This window comes from Corallococcus sp. AB045, assembly GCF_003668895.1.
Lineage (GTDB): Bacteria > Myxococcota > Myxococcia > Myxococcales > Myxococcaceae > Corallococcus > Corallococcus coralloides.
The window spans coordinates 41296-59351 of the sequence record NZ_RAWN01000009.1; the positions used below are offsets into that span (position 1 = coordinate 41296).

14 protein-coding genes, 2 tRNA genes and 1 pseudogene are annotated in these 18056 nt (G+C 68.5%); 3 read left to right on the plus strand and 14 right to left on the minus strand.

The features are described 5' to 3' along the window. Positions 1–65 precede the first annotated feature (65 nt). Both D7Y21_RS03790 and D7Y21_RS03795 read left to right on the plus strand, forming a co-directional pair. The gene (locus D7Y21_RS03790) at positions 66–965 is read left to right on the plus strand and encodes an MBL fold metallo-hydrolase (RefSeq protein ID WP_121711303.1); all 900 of its coding nucleotides are present in this window, start codon (positions 66–68) and stop codon (positions 963–965) included. Positions 966–1215: 250 nt separating this feature from the next. Continuing rightward, positions 1216–2514 carry a glycosyltransferase gene (locus tag D7Y21_RS03795; RefSeq protein ID WP_121711305.1) on the plus strand — a complete coding sequence of 433 codons (1299 nt, stop codon included), beginning with the start codon at positions 1216–1218 and terminating at the stop codon, positions 2512–2514. Between the two features lie 9 nt (positions 2515–2523). Here D7Y21_RS03795 and D7Y21_RS03800 read toward each other — a convergent pair whose 3' ends face one another. Next, positions 2524–4008, minus strand: coding sequence for a GMC oxidoreductase (locus tag D7Y21_RS03800; RefSeq protein ID WP_147469183.1), 1485 nt, complete (start codon positions 4006–4008; stop codon positions 2524–2526). Between the two features lie 38 nt (positions 4009–4046). Continuing rightward, positions 4047–4985, minus strand: a complete 939-nt coding sequence (locus D7Y21_RS03805) for a glycosyltransferase family 2 protein (protein ID WP_158627225.1) — start codon at positions 4983–4985, stop codon at positions 4047–4049. A 61-nt stretch (positions 4986–5046) separates the two neighbouring features. Between D7Y21_RS03805 and D7Y21_RS03810 the strand changes: the two genes are divergently transcribed. Then, complete coding sequence (locus D7Y21_RS03810) at positions 5047–6372, plus strand: glycosyltransferase (protein ID WP_158627226.1); 1326 nt, start codon at positions 5047–5049, stop codon at positions 6370–6372. 1 nt (position 6373) lies between these two features. Here D7Y21_RS03810 and D7Y21_RS03815 read toward each other — a convergent pair whose 3' ends face one another. The 12 genes and pseudogenes from D7Y21_RS03815 to D7Y21_RS03870 all read right to left on the minus strand — a co-directional run bounded on the left by D7Y21_RS03815 (position 6374) and on the right by D7Y21_RS03870 (position 17967). Further along, on the minus strand, positions 6374–8026 hold the full coding sequence (locus tag D7Y21_RS03815; protein ID WP_121711311.1) for a cyclic peptide export ABC transporter: 1653 nt from the start codon (positions 8024–8026) through the stop codon (positions 6374–6376). A gap of 182 nt (positions 8027–8208) precedes the next feature. Then, positions 8209–8285, minus strand: a tRNA-Pro gene (locus D7Y21_RS03820). 195 nt (positions 8286–8480) lie between these two features. After that, positions 8481–8759: pseudogene (locus D7Y21_RS03825) on the minus strand (integration host factor subunit alpha); the annotation flags it as partial. A gap of 94 nt (positions 8760–8853) precedes the next feature. Continuing rightward, a complete protein-coding gene (pheT, locus tag D7Y21_RS03830; protein ID WP_121711313.1) occupies positions 8854–11268 on the minus strand; it encodes a phenylalanine--tRNA ligase subunit beta in 2415 nt (804 codons plus the stop codon). A 30-nt stretch (positions 11269–11298) separates the two neighbouring features. Beyond that, complete coding sequence (gene pheS, locus D7Y21_RS03835) at positions 11299–12348, minus strand: phenylalanine--tRNA ligase subunit alpha (protein ID WP_121711315.1); 1050 nt, start codon at positions 12346–12348, stop codon at positions 11299–11301. Positions 12349–12471: 123 nt separating this feature from the next. Then, positions 12472–12819 carry a 50S ribosomal protein L20 gene (gene rplT, locus D7Y21_RS03840; RefSeq protein ID WP_014397247.1) on the minus strand — a complete coding sequence of 116 codons (348 nt, stop codon included), beginning with the start codon at positions 12817–12819 and terminating at the stop codon, positions 12472–12474. 91 nt (positions 12820–12910) lie between these two features. Next, entirely contained in the window at positions 12911–13117 is a 207-nt protein-coding gene (gene rpmI, locus D7Y21_RS03845; protein ID WP_120566087.1) for a 50S ribosomal protein L35, read from the minus strand. Positions 13118–13214: 97 nt separating this feature from the next. Beyond that, positions 13215–13877: a translation initiation factor IF-3 gene (gene infC / locus D7Y21_RS03850; protein ID WP_121711317.1), complete on the minus strand. Its 663-nt coding sequence runs from the start codon at positions 13875–13877 to the stop codon at positions 13215–13217. Between the two features lie 101 nt (positions 13878–13978). Further along, positions 13979–15907 carry a threonine--tRNA ligase gene (gene thrS / locus D7Y21_RS03855; RefSeq protein ID WP_120566089.1) on the minus strand — a complete coding sequence of 643 codons (1929 nt, stop codon included), beginning with the start codon at positions 15905–15907 and terminating at the stop codon, positions 13979–13981. 88 nt (positions 15908–15995) lie between these two features. Then, a tRNA-Val gene (locus D7Y21_RS03860) sits at positions 15996–16067 on the minus strand. Between the two features lie 83 nt (positions 16068–16150). Next, entirely contained in the window at positions 16151–16831 is a 681-nt protein-coding gene (locus D7Y21_RS03865; protein WP_121711319.1) for a uracil-DNA glycosylase, read from the minus strand. Beyond that, complete coding sequence (locus D7Y21_RS03870; protein WP_370038073.1) at positions 16828–17967, minus strand: AI-2E family transporter; 1140 nt, start codon at positions 17965–17967, stop codon at positions 16828–16830. The genes D7Y21_RS03865 and D7Y21_RS03870 overlap by 4 nt, the downstream gene beginning before the upstream one ends. Positions 17968–18056 lie beyond the last annotated feature (89 nt).

Genomic DNA, 18056 nt, shown 5'->3' on the forward strand with positions numbered 1-18056 from the left:
TCCCGAGGACGCAGAGCCCTGTCGTACCGCCATGGTCGTGTGAGCGCATCGAGGGGGATCAGCCGATGATCCCCTCGAGCAGCGAGAGCCGGGACAGACTGGCCCGGCCCGAGCGGACGGGCCGCCGGGACTTCCTGCGTGCGGCGGCTGCGCTTTCAGTGGGCGCGGTCCTGATACCCCCTGGCACGGGCCGCGCGGCGAAGCCTGTCGACAGCGCCGTGCTTCGTGCCCAGCGGCTGGCCTGGGCCGGAGTGCGGCTGCGGCTCGGACAGGACACGCTCTTCGTGGACCCGTTGATCGACCCCACCGTATGGGGGGCGGCGCTGAAGGACCCGCTCGTCCCGATGGACGTGAGCAGCGGGAGCCGCTTCGTCCTGGTGACGCATCGCCATTCCGACCACTTCGATCCGGTGGCCGTCCGTCAGGCGTTGGGGGACACCGGGACGCTGGTGTGCGCCCCGGACGTGGCCGTGGCGGCCGCCGCGTCGGGCTTCCGCGTGCGGTCCGCTCCGCTCTACGAGCCCATCCTGCTCAATGACTTCACCGCCACCGCCGTCCCCGCGGCGGACGGTTATGGGGATCCCCAGGTTTCGTGGATCGTCTCGGGCGGAGGCCGCCGCGTCATCCACTGCGGCGACACGCTCTGGCACGGGTCCTGGTGGCGCATCGGGCGTCAGTTCGGCCCCTTCGATGCGGCCTTCCTGCCCATCAACGGGGCGCGCTTCGGCTGGCGGAAGCCCGTGAGCGAAGTGCATGCCGTCCTGACGCCCGAGCAGGCGGTGGCCGCGGCCGTGGTGTTGGGAGCACGGCTCCTCGTGCCCATCCACTACGGCGTGGCCGCCTCCGATGACTACCAGGAGGTCCCAGACGCGGAAGCGCTGCTCCTGGCCTCCGCGCGCAAGCGGAAGGTGAGCGTGGAGCTGGCACGTCCGGGAGAGTGGCTGACCTGGCAGGCCCGGACCTGACCCGCTCCCTTGGGGCCGGGCGGCAACCCGGCCTCGTTTCGGTGGTGCTCAGTCCGAGGACCGGGACGCGGCTGGATATGGAGGGTGACGGGGGCCCTCGTCCTCCAGTGGGACTGATGCGGTGCAGCGACAAGACTTGAGCCCTTCGCCGCAGCCGAGGGCCTTCCGAGGACTGTCGACACGCCTTCACTCGAAGTATAACCGCGCCGCTTTTTCCGGGGGACTCAAGCCGGGACACCTTGGAGGCCGTATGGCCACAATCCTCGTCGCTCCGCTTCCGCTCGCAGGGCATATCAACCCCACGCTGAAGCTGGCGAAGACGCTCCGGGCCCGCGGACACCGGGTGGTCTACTGCTCCCTGCCGGATATCGAGTCCTCGCTCCAGGCCGAGGGCTTCGAGCTCATCCCTGTCTTCACGTCCCTCTTCCCCAAGGGCCTGGTGGCGGAGATGACGACGAGGGCATCCCATTCGCGCGGCCGGGAGCTGCGCAACCTCGCGCGTGACCACATCCAGCGCCGCAATGCCGTGCTCCAGGCCACCCTGGAGGGTGAATACGACAGGCTGCTGGACGCCCTCCGCCCGGACCTCGTCCTCTGCGATGACCGGGTGATGGATCTGCCCATCGTGTGTCATGGCCATGGCGTCTCCGTGGCGCGGCTGAACACCACCCTCCCCCAGCACCTGTTGCACCTGCTGCCGACGAGCAAAGGCAAGCCTCTCAGCAGCGCGCTCAGGCCCGTGCTGCGCCCGCTTGAAGTCGTGCTCGCGCGCGCGGGCCTGGTGCCCCGCTTCCAGGAGTTCCACCGGCAGCTTGCGCTCAAGCATGGCTGCCCGATGGAGCCCGTGGACTTCCCACCCTTCCAGCTCCCCCTGCTGCGCGACGTGGTGCTCTTCCCCAGGGAGTTCGCCACGCCGGACATGCCGGCCGGGCGCGAGCCGGTGCTCCACCTGGGCCCCTCCATCGATCTGGAACGCCAGGAGCCGGCGTTCCCCTGGGAGCGGCTGAAGGAGGACCAGCCCCTCATCTTCTTCTCGCTGGGCACGCTGGCCTCATCCGGCCTGGCCCGTCAGGTGATGAAGACGGTGAGCGAGGCGGCGGCGCTGCGGCCACGATGGCAGTTCGTCCTCGCCGTGGGGTCCGTGCTCGACCCGGCGGAGTTCGACGGAGGCCCGGCGCAGCTCGTGGCCGTGCGCAAGGCGCCCCAGCTCCAACTGCTGCGCACCGCGGCGGCCATGATCACCCATGGCGGATTCAACAGCGTGAAGGAGTGCATCTACTTTGGTGTCCCCATGGTGGCGCTGCCCATGAAGGACGACCAGCCGGACGTGAGCCGGCTCGTCGTGCACCATGGGCTCGGAGTCCAGGGGGCCGTGAAGCAGCTGACGCCCCGCGCCCTGCTCTCACTGCTCGACTCTGTGGTGGGAAGCGCCTCCCATGCCCAGGCGCTCGCGAGGATGAGCAGCCGCTTCCGCGAGGCGGAGGCGGAGATGGCCGTCATCGAGCAACTGCTGCCCGGCCCCCAGCCCGCGGTCAAGCGGGCGAGCTGAACCCGCGGGTCACGCCACTTCCACCCGGGGCCTGCGCTGGACCCGCGCGATGGTCTCCGCGGCGCGGAGCGACAGCGCGATGATGGTGAGCGTGGTGTTGACCGCCCCAGCGGTGGGCAGGCTGGACGCGTCCAGCACGTACAGGTTGTCCATGCCATGGACGCGGCAGTCCGCATCCAGCACCGAGCTCGCGGGATCCACTCCCATCCGCGCCGTCCCCACCGTGTGCCAGGGCGCATCGAAGTGCTCCGATGCATGGACCCAGCGAAACCCGGCCTTGTGGAAGAGCGAGACAGCGGTCTTCCGCAGCTTCCGGTACGTCTCACGGCTGGGTCTGGGATTGTGGACGCGGGCGATCTGCTCTTCGTTGAAGTCGAACCCAGACACCGCGGTGCCCACGGCCTCTGTCATCAACAGACACACCAGACTGCGGCGCGCGACGAACTTCACGAACGGAGCGGTGAGCGGATGCACGTGCTGCCAGATGGGAATCTGGCCCGTCGCCTGGATGACGCCCAGGGGATAGGGCCAATCCTCCGCCGCGCCGTAGAAGGCGTTGATGGCGAAGGTCTTCTGGTGGAGCTCCGGAATGGGGCGCAGCCCGAGGAAGGGAAAGATGAAGCCGCTCGTGTGGCCCGCCAGATACCGCCCCAAGGCGCCCCTGGCGTTTCCAATGCCCTCCGGGTGGGCGTCGTTCCTCGAGCGCCAGAGCAGCAACGGCGACTCCCTGACGCCCGCGCTCACGACGACGACGTCCGCGTGCACGGTGACCTCCTCGCTTCCGCGGCGCAGGAGGACACCGGTGGCGCGGCGGCCGTCCGGCGTGGTGAGGACCTTGAGGCAGTCCGTACCGGTGCACAGGTCCACCCGGCCCGTCTTGAGGGCGGGCCGGAGCGCGGCGACCTCCGCGTCCATCTTCGCGTCGCGATGGCAGAAGTAGCCGTCGCAGGTCGAGCACAGGACGCATCGGCCGTTGGGGCCCCGGTCCACGCCCTTGGGGATGTAGCCCACGGGAACGCCGCAGCCCTGGAGCCGCTTCAACACGTCCGCGATGAAGGGCTCGTGCTCGATGGGCCCGTGGGGGAAGGGCCTGGAGCGAGGCGGCTCGGAGGGGTCGCCTTCGGACGAGCCGTGGACCGAATAGAGCCGTTCGCCTTCGTCGTAGTAGGGCTCCAGGTCGGCGTAGGAGAGGGGCCAGGCCGTGGACTCGCCATGCTCCGTCTGCCTGGCGCTGAAGTCGTTCTCCCGCAGGCGGTAGAGCGCCGCGCCGTAGAACTTCGATTCGCCGCCCACGTTGTAGCGAATCCCGCGCCGCTGGTAGTCCGCGATGAACGTCGTCTGTTGCTCGCTCCGGGCAGGGTCCGGCTTCAGGTACTCGCCCTGTTCGACCACCAGCACGTTGCAGTCACGGCGCGCCAGCCCCTGGGCCAGGGTGCTCCCGCCCGGGCCACTGCCAATGATGACCACGTCATACCCAGACTTGACCCAGCTCACGTTCCCCACCCACGCTCTGTGAAAGATTTGTCAGCCACTCAGCGACGGGCCTTGGAAACGGCCAGTGAAACGAGCTGCCGCCCCACCATCGGCATGTACCGCGGGAGCTTCGCGGGGTTCCTCCATGCCAATGACATGCACTCCCCCCAGGCTCCCTTCTGGAGCGGCGCGCGGAACCGCGCATCCTCCCGCTCCCGGAGCTTCCACTCGCGATAGCGGCCCATCGCCGCGATGACCTCGCCCTGCGTCCGGGGGTCCAGGGAAGCGGTCAGCGCATCAGCCATGTCGATGATGCGCGTCAGGCACCGCACGGGATCCGAGGTCAACGAACCCGGCCGGCTCCGGTAGCAATACATCGCCTCTTGCGACACGACCATCCGGCCAGACGCCAGGAGACACCGGAGCAGGAAGTCGAAGTCCTCACCGGCCCACAGGGCCGGGTTGTAGCGAAGCGCATGCGCGTTCAAGAAGGCCTTGCAGAACACAGGCTTCAGGAACCCGTAGTCGTCCACGGCCATCTTCAGGGCGTTCACCTCGAACGGCTGCTCAATCCGCCCCAGCCGCCGGGCCTGCGTCTGGAAGAACGTCACCGAGGGATTCCGCTCCCCTTCCGGGACCAGCAGCAGGTCATCACAGACGATGTCCGCGCGGTGTGCTTCCGCCAGCGCCAGGAGCCCCTCCAGGCGCCGAGGCTTCCACCAGTCATCGCCATCCAGGATGGCGACCCATTCCCCCGTGGCGTGGTCGATGGCGACGTTGCGGCTTTGGGAAGGCCCCTCGTTCTTCGCGTTCCGGAGGACGTGGATGCGCGCGTCCTGATACCGCCCGGCGACCTCCGCGGTCCCGTCCGTGGAGCAATCATCGACAATGATGAGCTCGACATCCCGCTGTGTCTGTTCAAGCACCGAGTCGATGGCAGCGCCCAGATACGCCTCGACGTTGAAGGCGGGGATGATGACGGACACCGAGGGTTTCATCGCGGAGCGCTCTCGTTCTTCCGGTTTCACCCAGATTACCACCCTGCTACCTTCGGGAGTCATGGCGAGAATCGTCTTTCTTCCCCTACCGGAGGCCGGCCACATCCACGCGACCTTCGGGCTCGCGAGGCAGTTGGCGTCCCGGGGACACGAGCTCGTCTACATGGCTCCGCCGGATGGAGAGGCCTTCCTGCGTGAGCGGCCCTGGCCGTTCATCCCCATCCACGAAGAGGCGATGCCCAGGGGGCGCCAGGCGGAGCTGGATGCACAGCTGGCCGCCCCGGGGCTCTCCCCCCAGGCGCGCAAGGACATCATCCGGGAGGTGATCCACCGGCACGGGCTCCGCATCACGGAGGCCCTCTTCGGGACCACGCTGGAGGCGCGCCTGCGCGAGGCGAGGGCCGACCTGCTGCTCGTGGATGCGACGTTCCCGCTGCCCGTGCTGGCGGCCCACAAGGCTGGCGTGCCGGCGTTCCAGCTCTGCACCAACCTCGCGTTGAACAGGGATGTCGCCGTCCCCCCGCTGAACTCACACCACGTCCCCACGGGAAGTGTCGGCTCGCGGCTCGGCATCCGGCTCGCATGGCAATGGCAGTACCTGCGCACCTTCCTGCCGTTCGAGGAGAAGATGCGCGAACGGCTTCGCGCCTTCTATCGCCTGCACCCCGGCGCGCCCCGCGCCAGCTTCAACACCCATCTGCAGATCGGCCCGCACTTCCAGGTCCCCACGCTGGTGATGAGCGCGCCGGAGTTCGACTTCCGCCGCTCGGCCGCGGACGTCCACTACCTGGGGCCGTGTGTGGATCTCGACCGGGCGGAGCCTCCGCTGCGCCTGGATCCTCCCCAGGACGATTCGCCGCTCATCCTGTGCTCACTGGGGAGCCATGGCGACCGGCTGCGTGGACACCAAGCCTTCTTCCAGTCCGTCATCTCCGCCGTCGCACGCCGGCCCCGGCTCCGGCTGCTCATGGCCGTGGGCAAGCAGCTGCGGACGGACGCTTTCGGCCCGCTGCCTCCCAATGTCACGGTGGTGGATTGGGTTCCCCAGCTCACCGCGTTGAAACAGGCGTCGCTGATGATCACCCATGGTGGGCTCAACAGCGTGAAGGAATGCATCTGTCTGGGCGTTCCGATGCTCGTGTATCCGCTGATGTTCGACCAGCCGGGCAACGCCGCGCGCGTCGTCCACCATGGGCTCGGACTGAGGGGAAACATCCGAGAGACCTCGGCGGAGCAGGTGGGCGCGCAGCTGGATCAGCTCCTCGGTACCCCTGCGTTCCAGGCCCGGACCCGGGCCATGCAGCGCACCTTCCTGGAAGCCGATGCGGCCAGCCGTGGCGCGGTGACGCTCGAGCAGTTGCTCCAAGGGCAGCGGCTCGCGGCCTGAGTCAGGAGGCGCGCTCCTGCAGGACCGGAACGGACTCGGCGGGAGCGACCAGCTTCCCGGCGTCGAGCCGGAGGACGCGGTCAGCGACGCCGAAGTAACGGTCGTCGTGGGAGATGACCACCACGGTCTTGCCCTTGCGCTTCAGCTCCGGAAGGAGCTCCGTGTAGAACACGGCCTTGAACGCGGGGTCCTGATCCGCCGCCCACTCGTCGAAGAGATAGATGGGGCGGTCTTCCAGGTAGGCGGTGAGGAGCGCCAGCCGCTTGCGCTGCCCCAGAGACAGCTCGGTGGTGGAGAGGACGCCGCCGTCGATCCGGACCTTCCGCGACAACTGGAGCAGCGACAGGTAGTGCTGCACCTGCGAGGCGGTGCCCTCTCCGACGAGCCCCAGCAGCCGTTCGAACAGGTAGAAGTCCGAGAACACGGCGGAGAACAACTGCCGGTAGGACTCCTGCGTCTGCTCCGTGATGGGCTGACCGTCCACGAGGATCTGCCCGCCCTCGGGCTGGTACAGCCCCGTGAGCAGCTTGGCCAGCGTGGTCTTCCCGCTGCCATTGCCGCCCACGAGGAAGATCAGCTCCCCGGCGTGCATGCGCAGATGGATGGGTCCCACCACGAAGTGCCCATCGGATTCCTCGCGGTAATAGGTGTGGGTGACGCCCACGAGTTCGACGGTCTGGAACGTCGCGCGGTGTCCCCGTTCGGGAAGCGCGGGTGCATCGGAGCCCAGGGAGTCGAGCGTCAGCCCCAGTTGGTGGACCTTCGTCCACGACACATCCCCGCGGCTCAGGATGGGCAGCGTCTCCATGACGGACTGGAGCGGCTGCTGGAGGTAGAGCGCCGCGATGCAGTACCCCACCAGCACCGACGGCTGCACCCAGCCCAGGCCCGGCATCACGAAGATGAGCGCCCCCACGAAGGCGAAGGACAGGAGCATCCCCAGGCTCCCCGTCGCCGCGAAGACGTTGCCGATCCGGATCTGCAGCGCGCGCACGAGTGAGGACGTGGCTTCCACCTCCTCCGTGAGGAACGCGGCGCGCCGCTCCTGGTGCAGCTTCAGCTCCTTGATGCCCTCCGTGAGGCCGCGAAGCTGCTTGTACAGCGCCCCCTGGTGCTCCCGAGTGCGCTGGAGATCCAGGATGGCGCTCCGGGCCAGGAGCCGGTAGCCCACCACGCTCAGCGCGATGGCGAGCAACAAGCCGACGAGCAGTTGCCAGGACAGCCACGCCAGGTAGACGCAGCAGCCCAGCGCGATGGCGATGTTGGTGAGGAAGCGAGGCAACACGCCCAACGCGGTGCTGATGACGAAGAGGTCCTCCGTGAGGACGGTCATCACGTTGGGAATGCCCTGCTCCTCCAGGCGCCGCAGCGGCGTGGCGACGACCTGACGGGCCAGCCGCATGCGCATGTCGAAGAGCGCGTCCCCGTTGAGCTTGTTGACCAGGGCCTGCGTCCCGTAGCGCAGCAACAGCGTCAGCACGCCGAGCACCACGAAACCCAGGGCCACCGCCGAGCTCACCCGCAGCTGGGCCCCGAGCGCGTGGTTGATCAGCGCGATGAGCCCCGCGTTGCTGGCGCCCGACAGGAGCCCGCAGAGCGTCACCAGGATGAGCGACGCGGGGGACGTCCGGAACAGGAGGGCGAGGAATTTCATGGGTGACAGGCCCGGCACGCCTCGGAGGCGAGGGCCTGCACCGGAATCCGTGAAGGACTCTACATGAGTTCTTCAGACCTGCCGCAGCTTGCTGGATTCGCTGGTTTGCAGCTGAGAACGCTGAACCAAAAACAAAGGCCCTGGAGTCACCGGCTTGCACCGGAAACTCCAGGGCCTCTATTTGGTCGGGGCGACAGGATTTGAACCTGCGACCACTTGCACCCCAAGCAAGTGCGCTACCAGGCTGCGCTACGCCCCGAGAACCGCCGTCGTGAAACGGTGCGCCCTTATGCCCCTGCCCTCGTTTCAGGTCAAGCAGGAGGTGACGGGCGCTGGTGAAAAAAACCTACTCGTCGCCCTCTTCCATTCCCTCGTCGAAGTCCTCGCCCCGGGCTTCCGCCGCGTCCGCCGCCGCCTCTTCCTGCGCGTCGATCTCCGCGTGGTTCTCCGGGGGTGCCTCGCCGTTCAGGGCACTCTTCAACACCTGGCTCGGCCGGAAGGTCAGGACCCGGCGGGCGCTGATCTCGATCTCCTTGCCCGTCTGCGGGTTGCGCCCCACGCGCGCCTTCTTCTGGCGCACCTGGAAGTTTCCGAACCCGGAGATCTTGATCTTGTCCCCGCGCTCCAACGTCTCCTTCACGGTGTCGAAGACGAGCTCGACGATCTCCGCCGACTCCTTCTTGGAGAAGCCGACCTTCTCGTAGACCCCCTCGATGATGTCCGCTTTCGTCATGCGAGTCCTCTGGCACCCGTGATTGGCCGGTGAACGCGGGGCATGGTGTCAGCCTTCCCCGAACCGTGTCAACGTCCTGACTTCATTCAGGAATTCAGGCGCGCAGCGCCGCTCCCAGCCGCTGGTTCACCTCCGTGATGATGCGCTGGTGGGCCGCCGTGACCTCCGCGTCGGTCAGCGTCCGCTCGGGCGAGCGGTACCTCAAGGCGTACGCCAGGTTCTTCTTCCCCTCGGGGATGGGCTTGCCCGTGTAGACGTCGAACACCAGCGCGTCCTCCACCAGCGGCGCCCCGACCTCCAGGATCACCCGGCGCACCTCCTCGTTGCGCAGCTCCAGCGGCACCACCACCGCCAGGTCCCGCAGCACCGCCGGGTACTTCGGCAACGCCGCCGCCTGCGGCACCAGCCGCGCCGCCGCGTACAGCGGATCCGTGTCCAGCTCGAACACGAACACGCCCTCCGGCAGGCCCAGCACCTTCGTCACGCGCGGGTGCACCTCGCCCACCAGACCCAGCACCGTCCCGTCCTTCAGCGCCACCTGCGCGCAGCTCCGCGGGTGGTACGCGGGCGCCTCCGCCGGGGTGAAGGCCGCGCCCTCCACGTGCAGTGCGTGCAGCAGCGCCTCCACCGCCCCCTTCGCGTCGTAGAAGTCCACGCGCGAGTCCTTCTGCGTCCAGCTCCGGCCACCGCCACGCAGGCCCCACACCAGGCCCGCCACGCGCGGCACCTCGCGAGCCGCCGGGCGCATGCCCTGCCCTCCCTGCGCATCCCGGAAGTACGCCCGGCCCGTCTCGTAGAGGCCCACCGACTCCACCTGGTGGCGCACGCTGCGCGACAGGTTCTCCAGGAGGCCCGGCAGCAGGCTCGTGCGCATCACCGACTGCTCGACGCTCAGCGGGTTCATCAGCGCGATGGGCGCTTCCTTCCCGCCCAGCACCTCCAGCGACTTCGGCGCCACGAACGAGTAGTTCACCACCTCGGACAGCCCCACGCCGCCCAGCGCGTGGCGCAGCCGGCGCTCGGCCTCCATGGACAGCGGCTCGGGCGCCAGCGTCTCCAGCCCTCGCGGCAGCCGCGCCGGGATGTTGTCGTAGCCGTACACGCGGGCGACCTCCTCCATCAGGTCCTCCTCGCGCTCCACGTCCACTCGCGCCCGGGGCACCTCGTACGTCGTCTGCCCCTGCGACTCCTCCACGGACTTGAAGCCCAGCGCCGTCAGGATGCGCCGGACCTCCGCCTCCGGCACCGCCACGCCCAGCACCTTCTCCACGCGCGCGTAGCGCAGCGTCGCCCGGCGCGGCGCCAGGGGCTCGGGCTGCACGTCCACCCGGCCCGGCACCACCGAGCCGCCTGACAGCTCCGCGATGAGCTGCGCGGCCCGGTCCAACGCCGGCAGCACCGCGTCCAGATCCGCCCCGCGCTCGAAGCGGTGCGACGCCTCCGTGTGCAGCGCGTAGCGCTTCGCGGACCGGCGCACGCCGGAGCCGTGGAAGTGCGCGGACTCGATGACGATGCGCTTCGTGCCCTGCGTCACCTCGCTGTCGCCGCCGCCCATCACGCCCGCCAGCGCCTGCGCCCGGTCGCGATCCGCGATGACCAGGTCGTCCGCGTCCAGCGTGCGCTCCTTGTCATCCAGCGTGCGCAGCTTCTCGCCCGCCTTCGCGGTGCGGACGACGATCTCCTGGCCCGCCACCTTTTCCAGGTCGAACGCGTGCAGCGGCTGGCCGTACTCCAGGAGCACGTAGTTGGTGACGTCCACCACGTTGTTGATGGCGCGCACGCCGCACGCCTTCAGCCGGTCCTGCATCCACTGCGGCGACGGCTGGACGGTGATGCCCTCCACCACCCGCGCCGCGTAGCGCGAGCAGCGCTCCTTCGCGTCGATGCGCACCCTCACCAGCTCCGTCACGGGCTTGCCGGACTCGGCGGGCTTCGGCTGCGGCAACTTCAGCTGCGCGCCCGTCACCACGCCCACCTCGCGCGCGATGCCCAGGTGGCTGAGCGCGTCCGGCCGGTTCGGGGTGACGTTCACCTCCAGCACCGAGTCATCCAGCCCCAGGGCCTCCGCGATGGGGATGCCCAGCTTCGTGTCCGCGGGGAGGATGAGCAGACCAGACGAGTCCTCGGTGATGCCCAGCTCCTTCGCGGAGCAGAGCATGCCGAAGCTGTCCACGCCCCGGAGCGCGGCCTGCTTGATCTCCATGCCGTTGGGCAGCTTCGCGCCCACCGTGGCCAGCGGCACCTTGTCGCCGACCTTGAAGTTCTTCGCGCCGCACACCACCTGGAACAGCGCGGAGCCGCCGATGTCCACCTGCGTGACGGACAGCTTGTCCGCGTTGGGGTGCTGCACCGACTCGCGGATCTGCGCCACCACCACGCCGCGCAGGCCCTCGCCGGGGCGCTCCACGCCCTCAATCTCCAGGCCCGCCGCGGTCAGCTTGCGCGCCAGCTCGTCCACGGACGGCGGCAGCGCGACGTAATCACCCAGCCACTTCACTGAAATCTTCACAGGGTTGTCCTCTTTCCTGGTGGGCCGGAATCAGAACTGCGCGAGGAAGCGCGCGTCGTTTTCGAACATCATCCGCAGGTCGTCGATGCCGTAGCGCAGCATGGCCAGTCGCTCCACGCCCATGCCGAACGCGTAGCCCGTCACCTCCTTCGGGTCGTAGCCCGCGGCGGTGAAGACGTTCGGGTGCACCATGCCGCTGCCCAGCACCTCCAGCCAGCCGGTCTGCTTGCACACGCGGCAGCCCTTGCCGCCGCACGACGCACAGGTGACGTCCACCTCCGCGGAGGGCTCCGTGAAGGGGAAGAACGACGGGCGGAAGCGCGTGCGCGTCTCCGAACCGAAGAACGCCTTCACGAACGCGTCCAGCGTGCCCTTCAGCTCCGCGAAGCTCACGTCCTTGTCCACGAGCAGGCCTTCCACCTGGTGGAACATGGGCGTGTGCGTGATGTCCGAATCCCGCCGGTACACCCGGCCCGGCATCACCGCGCGGATGGGCGGCTTGCGCGCCAGCATGTGCCGCACCTGCACCGGCGACGTGTGCGTGCGCAGAAGCGACGGGCTGTCCGCCTTCTTCGCGTGGCCCAGGCTGGGCTCGTCCACGTAGAACGTGTCCTGCATGTCCCGCGCGGGGTGATCCTTGGGCAGGTTCAGCGCCTCGAAGTTGAAGTAGTCGAGCTCGATCTCCGGGCCGACCGCCACCTCGAACCCGAGCCGCGCGAACGTCCGGACGATGTCCTCCATCGTGCGCGACACCGGGTGCCGTCCGCCGGGCAGCACCGCGCGCCCGGGCAGCGTCACGTCCAGCCTGGGGCCCTTCAGCTGAGCCTCCAGCGCGGCCTCTTCCGCCCGCTTCGTGGCGTCCGCCAGCAGCTGCTCCAGCTCCGCCTTGACGGTGTTGGCGATCTCTCCCAGGGCGCGCCGCTCGTCCGGGGGCAGCTTGCCCATGCCGCCCAGCACCGCGGACAGCTCGCCCTTCTTGCCCAGGTAGCGGATGCGCAACGCCTCCACCTGCGAGGGCTCCGACACGCCGGAGATCTCCTGGCGCGCCGCGTCCGCCAAAGCCTGCAACCGGTCTCGCATGGTCCTCTTCCCGCCTTCCATTCACGCCCCGGTCGCCTCTGGCGCCGGGCAAAAAAAAGGGCCGCCCCCTGGTGGAGGCAGCCCGTTTCAGCTTCGGAAGCCGGCGTCACCGCCGGCCGTGTCTCAGGCTGCCTTCGCGATGTTGGCGATGGCGGCAAAGCCCGCGGGGTCCGCGATGGCCAGATCCGACAGGACCTTGCGATCCAGGGAGATCTTCGCCTTCGCCAAGCCGGCGATCAGCTTCGAGTAGGACAGGCCCACGGTGCGGGCGGCCGCGTTGATGCGGACGATCCACAGGGAGCGGAAGTTGCGCTTGCGCACCGCGCGGTCGCGGGTGGCGTAGTCCAGGGCGCGCTCGACGGCCTGGTTCGCACGGCGGTAGCAGTTCTTGCGACGGCCGCGGAAGCCCTTCGCAAGCTTGAGAATGCGATTACGACGACGACGAGCCTTGAAACCCTTTTTGACGCGCATGACACACTCCTGACTTCTGGAAGGGAGCCCCGGGGCGCTGGCTTCACGCCGCTCCGCCAGGACTCACGATTGGTTCAAACCCGAGGACGACTCAGGCGCCGTAGGGGAACAGCTCCTTGATGACCTTCTTCGCGTCCATGTCGCGCAGGTGGCCCGTGCCACGGTTGCCGCGCTTCTGCTTGGCCGTCTTGGAGAAGGTGAACAGGTGCTTGCTGAACGCCTTGCCGAACTTCACCTGGCCGCTCTTCTTCACGTGGAAGCGCTTCTTCGCGGCGCTGCGGGTCTTCAACTTGGGCATGATCCCAAACCTTCCTTCTGCCTGTCGGCCGGCAGTCTTCGTGACTGACGGCGGACCGGGACACACGGTTCCCGGACGCTTTGGGCGAAAGCCTCTATCACTCTTTTGAGGCGATGGGGGTAGCGTTTCCTACAGCCAACGCAGAAACCACTGCCGCCACCGCCGGCTTGACGTCCGCCGGCCTGCCTTCCTGCTTCTTCCCGGCCGCCTCCACCTGCTGGCGGGCCAGGTCGCGGGCACGCTGCGCCACCTTCGGGTTGGGGGCCAGGATCATGAACATCTGGCGCCCTTCCATCCGGGGGTTCTGCTCCACCACCGCGATTTCCTTCAGGTCCTTCGTCACATCGTCCAGGATCGCGCTCCCCAGCTCCTTGTGGGTGATTTCACGACCCCGGAACTGGATGGTGATCTTCGCCTTGTTCCCCTCCTCCAGGAACCGGCGGACGTTGCGGACCTTGAACTCGTAGTCGTGCTCCTCCGTCTTGGGGCGGAGCTTCACCTCTTTGAGGTGGACCACGACCTGCTTCTTCTTCGCGTCCGAGGCCTTCTTCTTCTCCTCGTACTTGAACTTGCCGTAGTCCATGATCTTGCAGACCGGCGGCTTGGCCATGGGGGAGATCTCGACGAGGTCGAGACCGTCCGCCTGGGCGCGCGCCAGGGCTGCTTCCAGGGACATGACTCCGAGCTGCTCGGCGTTCGGTCCGACGACTCGGACCTCGCGGGCTCGGATACGGCGATTGGTTCTCTGATCGCGAACGATGGGAGGACCCTCCGACGACTCAGGGGATGAGGGCGTGCCTCAATCCCCGGAAGTCGCGCAAGTAGTCCAGCCCGGACGGGGAGTCAAGTCCCCTACACAACTCAGGGCAGCGTGGCTTCCTTGACCAGCAGGGCCTCGAAGTCCGCGTACTTCATCGTCTTCAGGTCCTCGCCGCCGTAGCGGCGGGGGGCCACGGCGCCGGCCTCCACCTCGTTGTCGCCCACCACCAGGGTGAAGGGGATCTTCTGCAGCTGGGCTTCGCGGATCTTCGCGTTGAGCGTGATGCCGCGCTCGTCCAGCTCCACGCGGAAGCCCTTGGCGCGCAGGTCGTCCCGCACCTTGCGGGCGTAGTCCATCTGACGGTCCGCCACGGTGACGAGGATGGCCTGCACCGGGGCCAGCCACGCTGGGAAGGCGCCGGCGAAGTGCTCGATGAGGATGGCGGTGAAGCGCTCGAAGGAGCCGAAGATGGCGCGGTGGAGGACCACCGGGCGGTGCGCGGCGTTGTCCTCGCCCACGTAGGTGAGGTCGAAGCGCTCCGGGGCCAGGTAGTCCAGCTGCATGGTGCCCAGCTGCCACTTGCGGCCAATGCTGTCGGACACGGCGAAGTCGATCTTCGGGCCGTAGAAGGCGCCGTCACCAGGGGCCAGCTCGTACGCCAGGCCCAGCGACTCCAGCGCCGCCTTGAGGCCGCCTTCCGCGCGGTCCCAGAGGGAGTCGTCGCCCAGGCGCTGCTCGGGGCGCGTGGACAGCTTCACCGCGTAGGTGAGGCCCACCGCCTTGTAGACGCGATCCAGCAGTTGCACGAAGCGCCGCACCTCGTCGGTGATCTGGCTCTCCATGCAGTAGATGTGCGCGTCGTCCTGCGCGAACTGGCGCACGCGGGTGAGGCCGCCCAGGGAGCCCGCGGCCTCGTTGCGGTGGAGCACGTCCTGGGTGTGCAGGCGCAGGGGCAGGTCGCGGTAGCTGTGCTTCTTGAAGCCGTAGAACAGGTGGTGCGACGGGCAGTTCATCGGCTTGAGGGAGAAGTCGTGCTCGCCGGACTCGCTGTCGAGCACCAGGAACATGTTCTCCTTGTACTTGCCCCAGTGACCGCTCGTCTCCCAGAGGCCCTTGTTGAACATCAGGGGCGTCTTGATCTCCACGTAGCCGTCACCGGCCGTGAGCGAGCGCATCCAGTCCGACAGCGTCTGGTAGAGCGCGGTGCCCTTGGGCGTCCAGAAGGCCGCGCCCGGCGAGTACGGGTGGAAGTGGAAGAGATCCAGCTCCTTGCCCAGCTTGCGGTGGTCGCGCTTGCGCGCCTCTTCGATGCGCGTGAGGTGGGCCTCCAGCGCCTTCTTGTCGAAGAAGGCCGTGCCGTACACGCGCTGGAGCATGGGGTTGCGGTGGTCGCCGCGCCAGTACGCGCCGCTGGAGGAGAGGATCTTGATGACGCCGATCTTCCCCGTGCTGGGCGCGTGGGGCCCCAGGCAGAAGTCCACCCAGTCGCCGTGGGTGTAGAGCGTGAGCGTCTTGGCGCCCTTGGCGGCGATGTCCTTTACGATCTCCACCTTGAACTTCTCGCCCTTCTCCTCGAAGAGCTTGATGGCGTCCTCCATGGAGATCTCAGTGCGGACGAAGGGCGCGTCCTGCTTGAGCTCCGCGTTGGCGGCCGCTTCAATCTTCTCCAGCTCCTCCGGCGTGAAGGGCTTCTCGCGGAAGAAGTCGTAGTAGAAGCCCTCCTCCGTCGCGGGACCGATGGTCACCTGCGTGCCGGGGAACAGCTTCTGCACGGCGCTGGCCACCACGTGCGCGGCGTCGTGACGGATGAGGTCCAGGCCTTCCGGGCTCTTGGACGTGAAGATCTGCAGCTTCGCGTCCTCGTCGAGCGTCCGGGTCAGGTCCATGTCCTGGCCGTTGACCCGGGCGAACAGGGCCGCCTTCGCGAGCCCCACGCCGATGCTGCCCTTCACGAAGTCCGCGATGGTCGTGCCCCGGGCGGTCTGCTTCTGGCTGCCGTCGGGGAGCGTCACCGTGATGGATTCGGACATGGCGGATAAACCCCTGCGCTGGAAAAAACCGCGGGCGGCAGGCTTTTGAGAAAGCCTGCCGCCCGCGAGATGGAACACTTACTGATGATGGGTCGTAGTGGGATCGAACCACTGACCCCTACCGTGTCAAGGTAGTGCTCTACCGCTGAGCTAACGACCCGTCGTGCGGATGGGCGCGGGGAATAACAGCGGGCTCCCACACCTGTCAAGGAACATGAGCAAAGGGCCTTCTCTTCCCCGCGCTCACGTCTCCAACAACGCGCGGACGCGTTTCATCACCGCGTCGAACATGGCGGGGGTGAGCCTCCCCGTCTGGGTGTTCTGCTGGCTGACGTGGTAGCTGCCCACGAGCCACCGGCCGTCCGGCAGCCGGAACTCGGCGCCGTGGCCGAAGGCGGGCCGGGGCGTGGGGAGCGGACTGCCCGTGCGGGCGGCCGACGCCAGCGCGGCGTTCCACCCGATGGCCCCCAGGGCGAGCAGCACCCGTGCGGGCAACAGCGCCATCTCCCGGTCCAGGAACGGCGCGCAGCGGGCCAGCTCCTCCGGCAGCGGCTTGTTGTCCGGCGGCGCGCACCGGCCGGCCGCGACGATGAAGGCGTCCGTCAGCTTCAGCCCGTCGTCCCGGTGCTCGCTGTGGCCCTGGTTCGCGAAGCCCGCGCGCTGCAGCCCCGCGTAGAGGAAGTCCCCGGAGCGGTCCCCGGTGAACATCCGCCCCGTGCGGTTGGCGCCGTGCGCGGCGGGCGCCAGACCCACGATGATCAGCCGGGCCTTCGGGTCGCCGAAGCCGGGGACGGGCTTCCCCCAGTAGTCCCAGTCGCGGTAGGCGCGCCGCTTCACGCGGGCCACCTCCTCGCGCCACTCCACCAGCCGGGGGCAGGCCCGGCACGCGATGATCTCCTGGTGCAGCTTCTCCAGCTTCGTCACGGCGCCTGCACGCTCCCCTTGTAGAGCTGCGTGCGGCGGTAGCGCTGGAGGACGACGCTCAGGACGACCTTGAGGATGGCGCTCGCCGGCACGGCCAGGAGGATGCCCACGAAGCCGAACAGCTCACCGAAGGCGAGCACGGCGATGATGACGGCCACGGGGGCCAGGCCCACCTTCTCCCCCACGACGCGCGGGGTGATGACGAAGCCCTCGGCCAGCTGCCCGATGATGAAGGTCGCCGCCACCACCGCCAGCTGCCACGGCCCCTGCCACGACAGGAGGACGCCCAGCACGGCCAGCACCACGCCGATGCCCGTGCCCAGGTAGGGCACCATGTTGCCGAAGCCGGCGATGAGGCCAATGGCGATGGCCAGGTCGATGCGCGCCACGGACAGCCCCACCGCGTAGAGCACCGACAGGATGGCGCCCACGGTGAGCTGGCCCTGCACGAAGGCGGACAGCACCTCGTCCACCTCGCGGAAGCGCTGGGTCACCAGCGCCACGGACCGGCGCGGCAGGAGGTCCTGGATGCGGCCCATGAGCCGCGGGTAGTCCTGGAGGAAGAAGAACGCCAGCACCGGCACCACCGACAGGCCCAGCAGCGTGGCCGCGAAGCGCGCGGTGTTGCCGGCGAAGCTCGCCACCAGCCGCGCCGCCGTGGGGCCCGCGCTCTGGAGCAGCTCGGAGGCCTTCTCTCCCAGCTCCGCGGTGCGCTGGCTCACCAGGTCCGGCAGCGACACGCCCAAGAGCGACTCCACCTGCGGCACCACCTGGGTGCTGGCCCGCTGGAAGAAGCCGGGCAGCTTCGCCGCCTCGTCGCGGAACACCGGCACCAGGTACAGGCCCGCGCCCACCATCAGGAGCGTGCCCGCGAAGAAGAGGATGGACGTGCCCCAGGTGCGGTCCACGCCGCGCTTCTCCATCAGCGTCACCAACGGGTTGAACGCGTACGCGCCCGTCAGCGCCAGCAGCACCGGCACCGCCACCCCGCCGAACACGGACAGCAGCGCGAACACCAGCGCCAGCGAGCCCACCATCACGCCGGACCAGACGAAGTCGACCCTGCGGGCCTCCGTTTCGTCCAAGGCCGCGGGGTCGCCGGGCGGGGGCACGGGCTCCGGGTGCACGACGTGCAGGACCGGGGACACCTCCGGGGTCGCGATGGGCTGGGGGGCCCCCTTCACCGCGCGCTCACTGCCTCTCTTGCGACGTCCGATGACCGCCT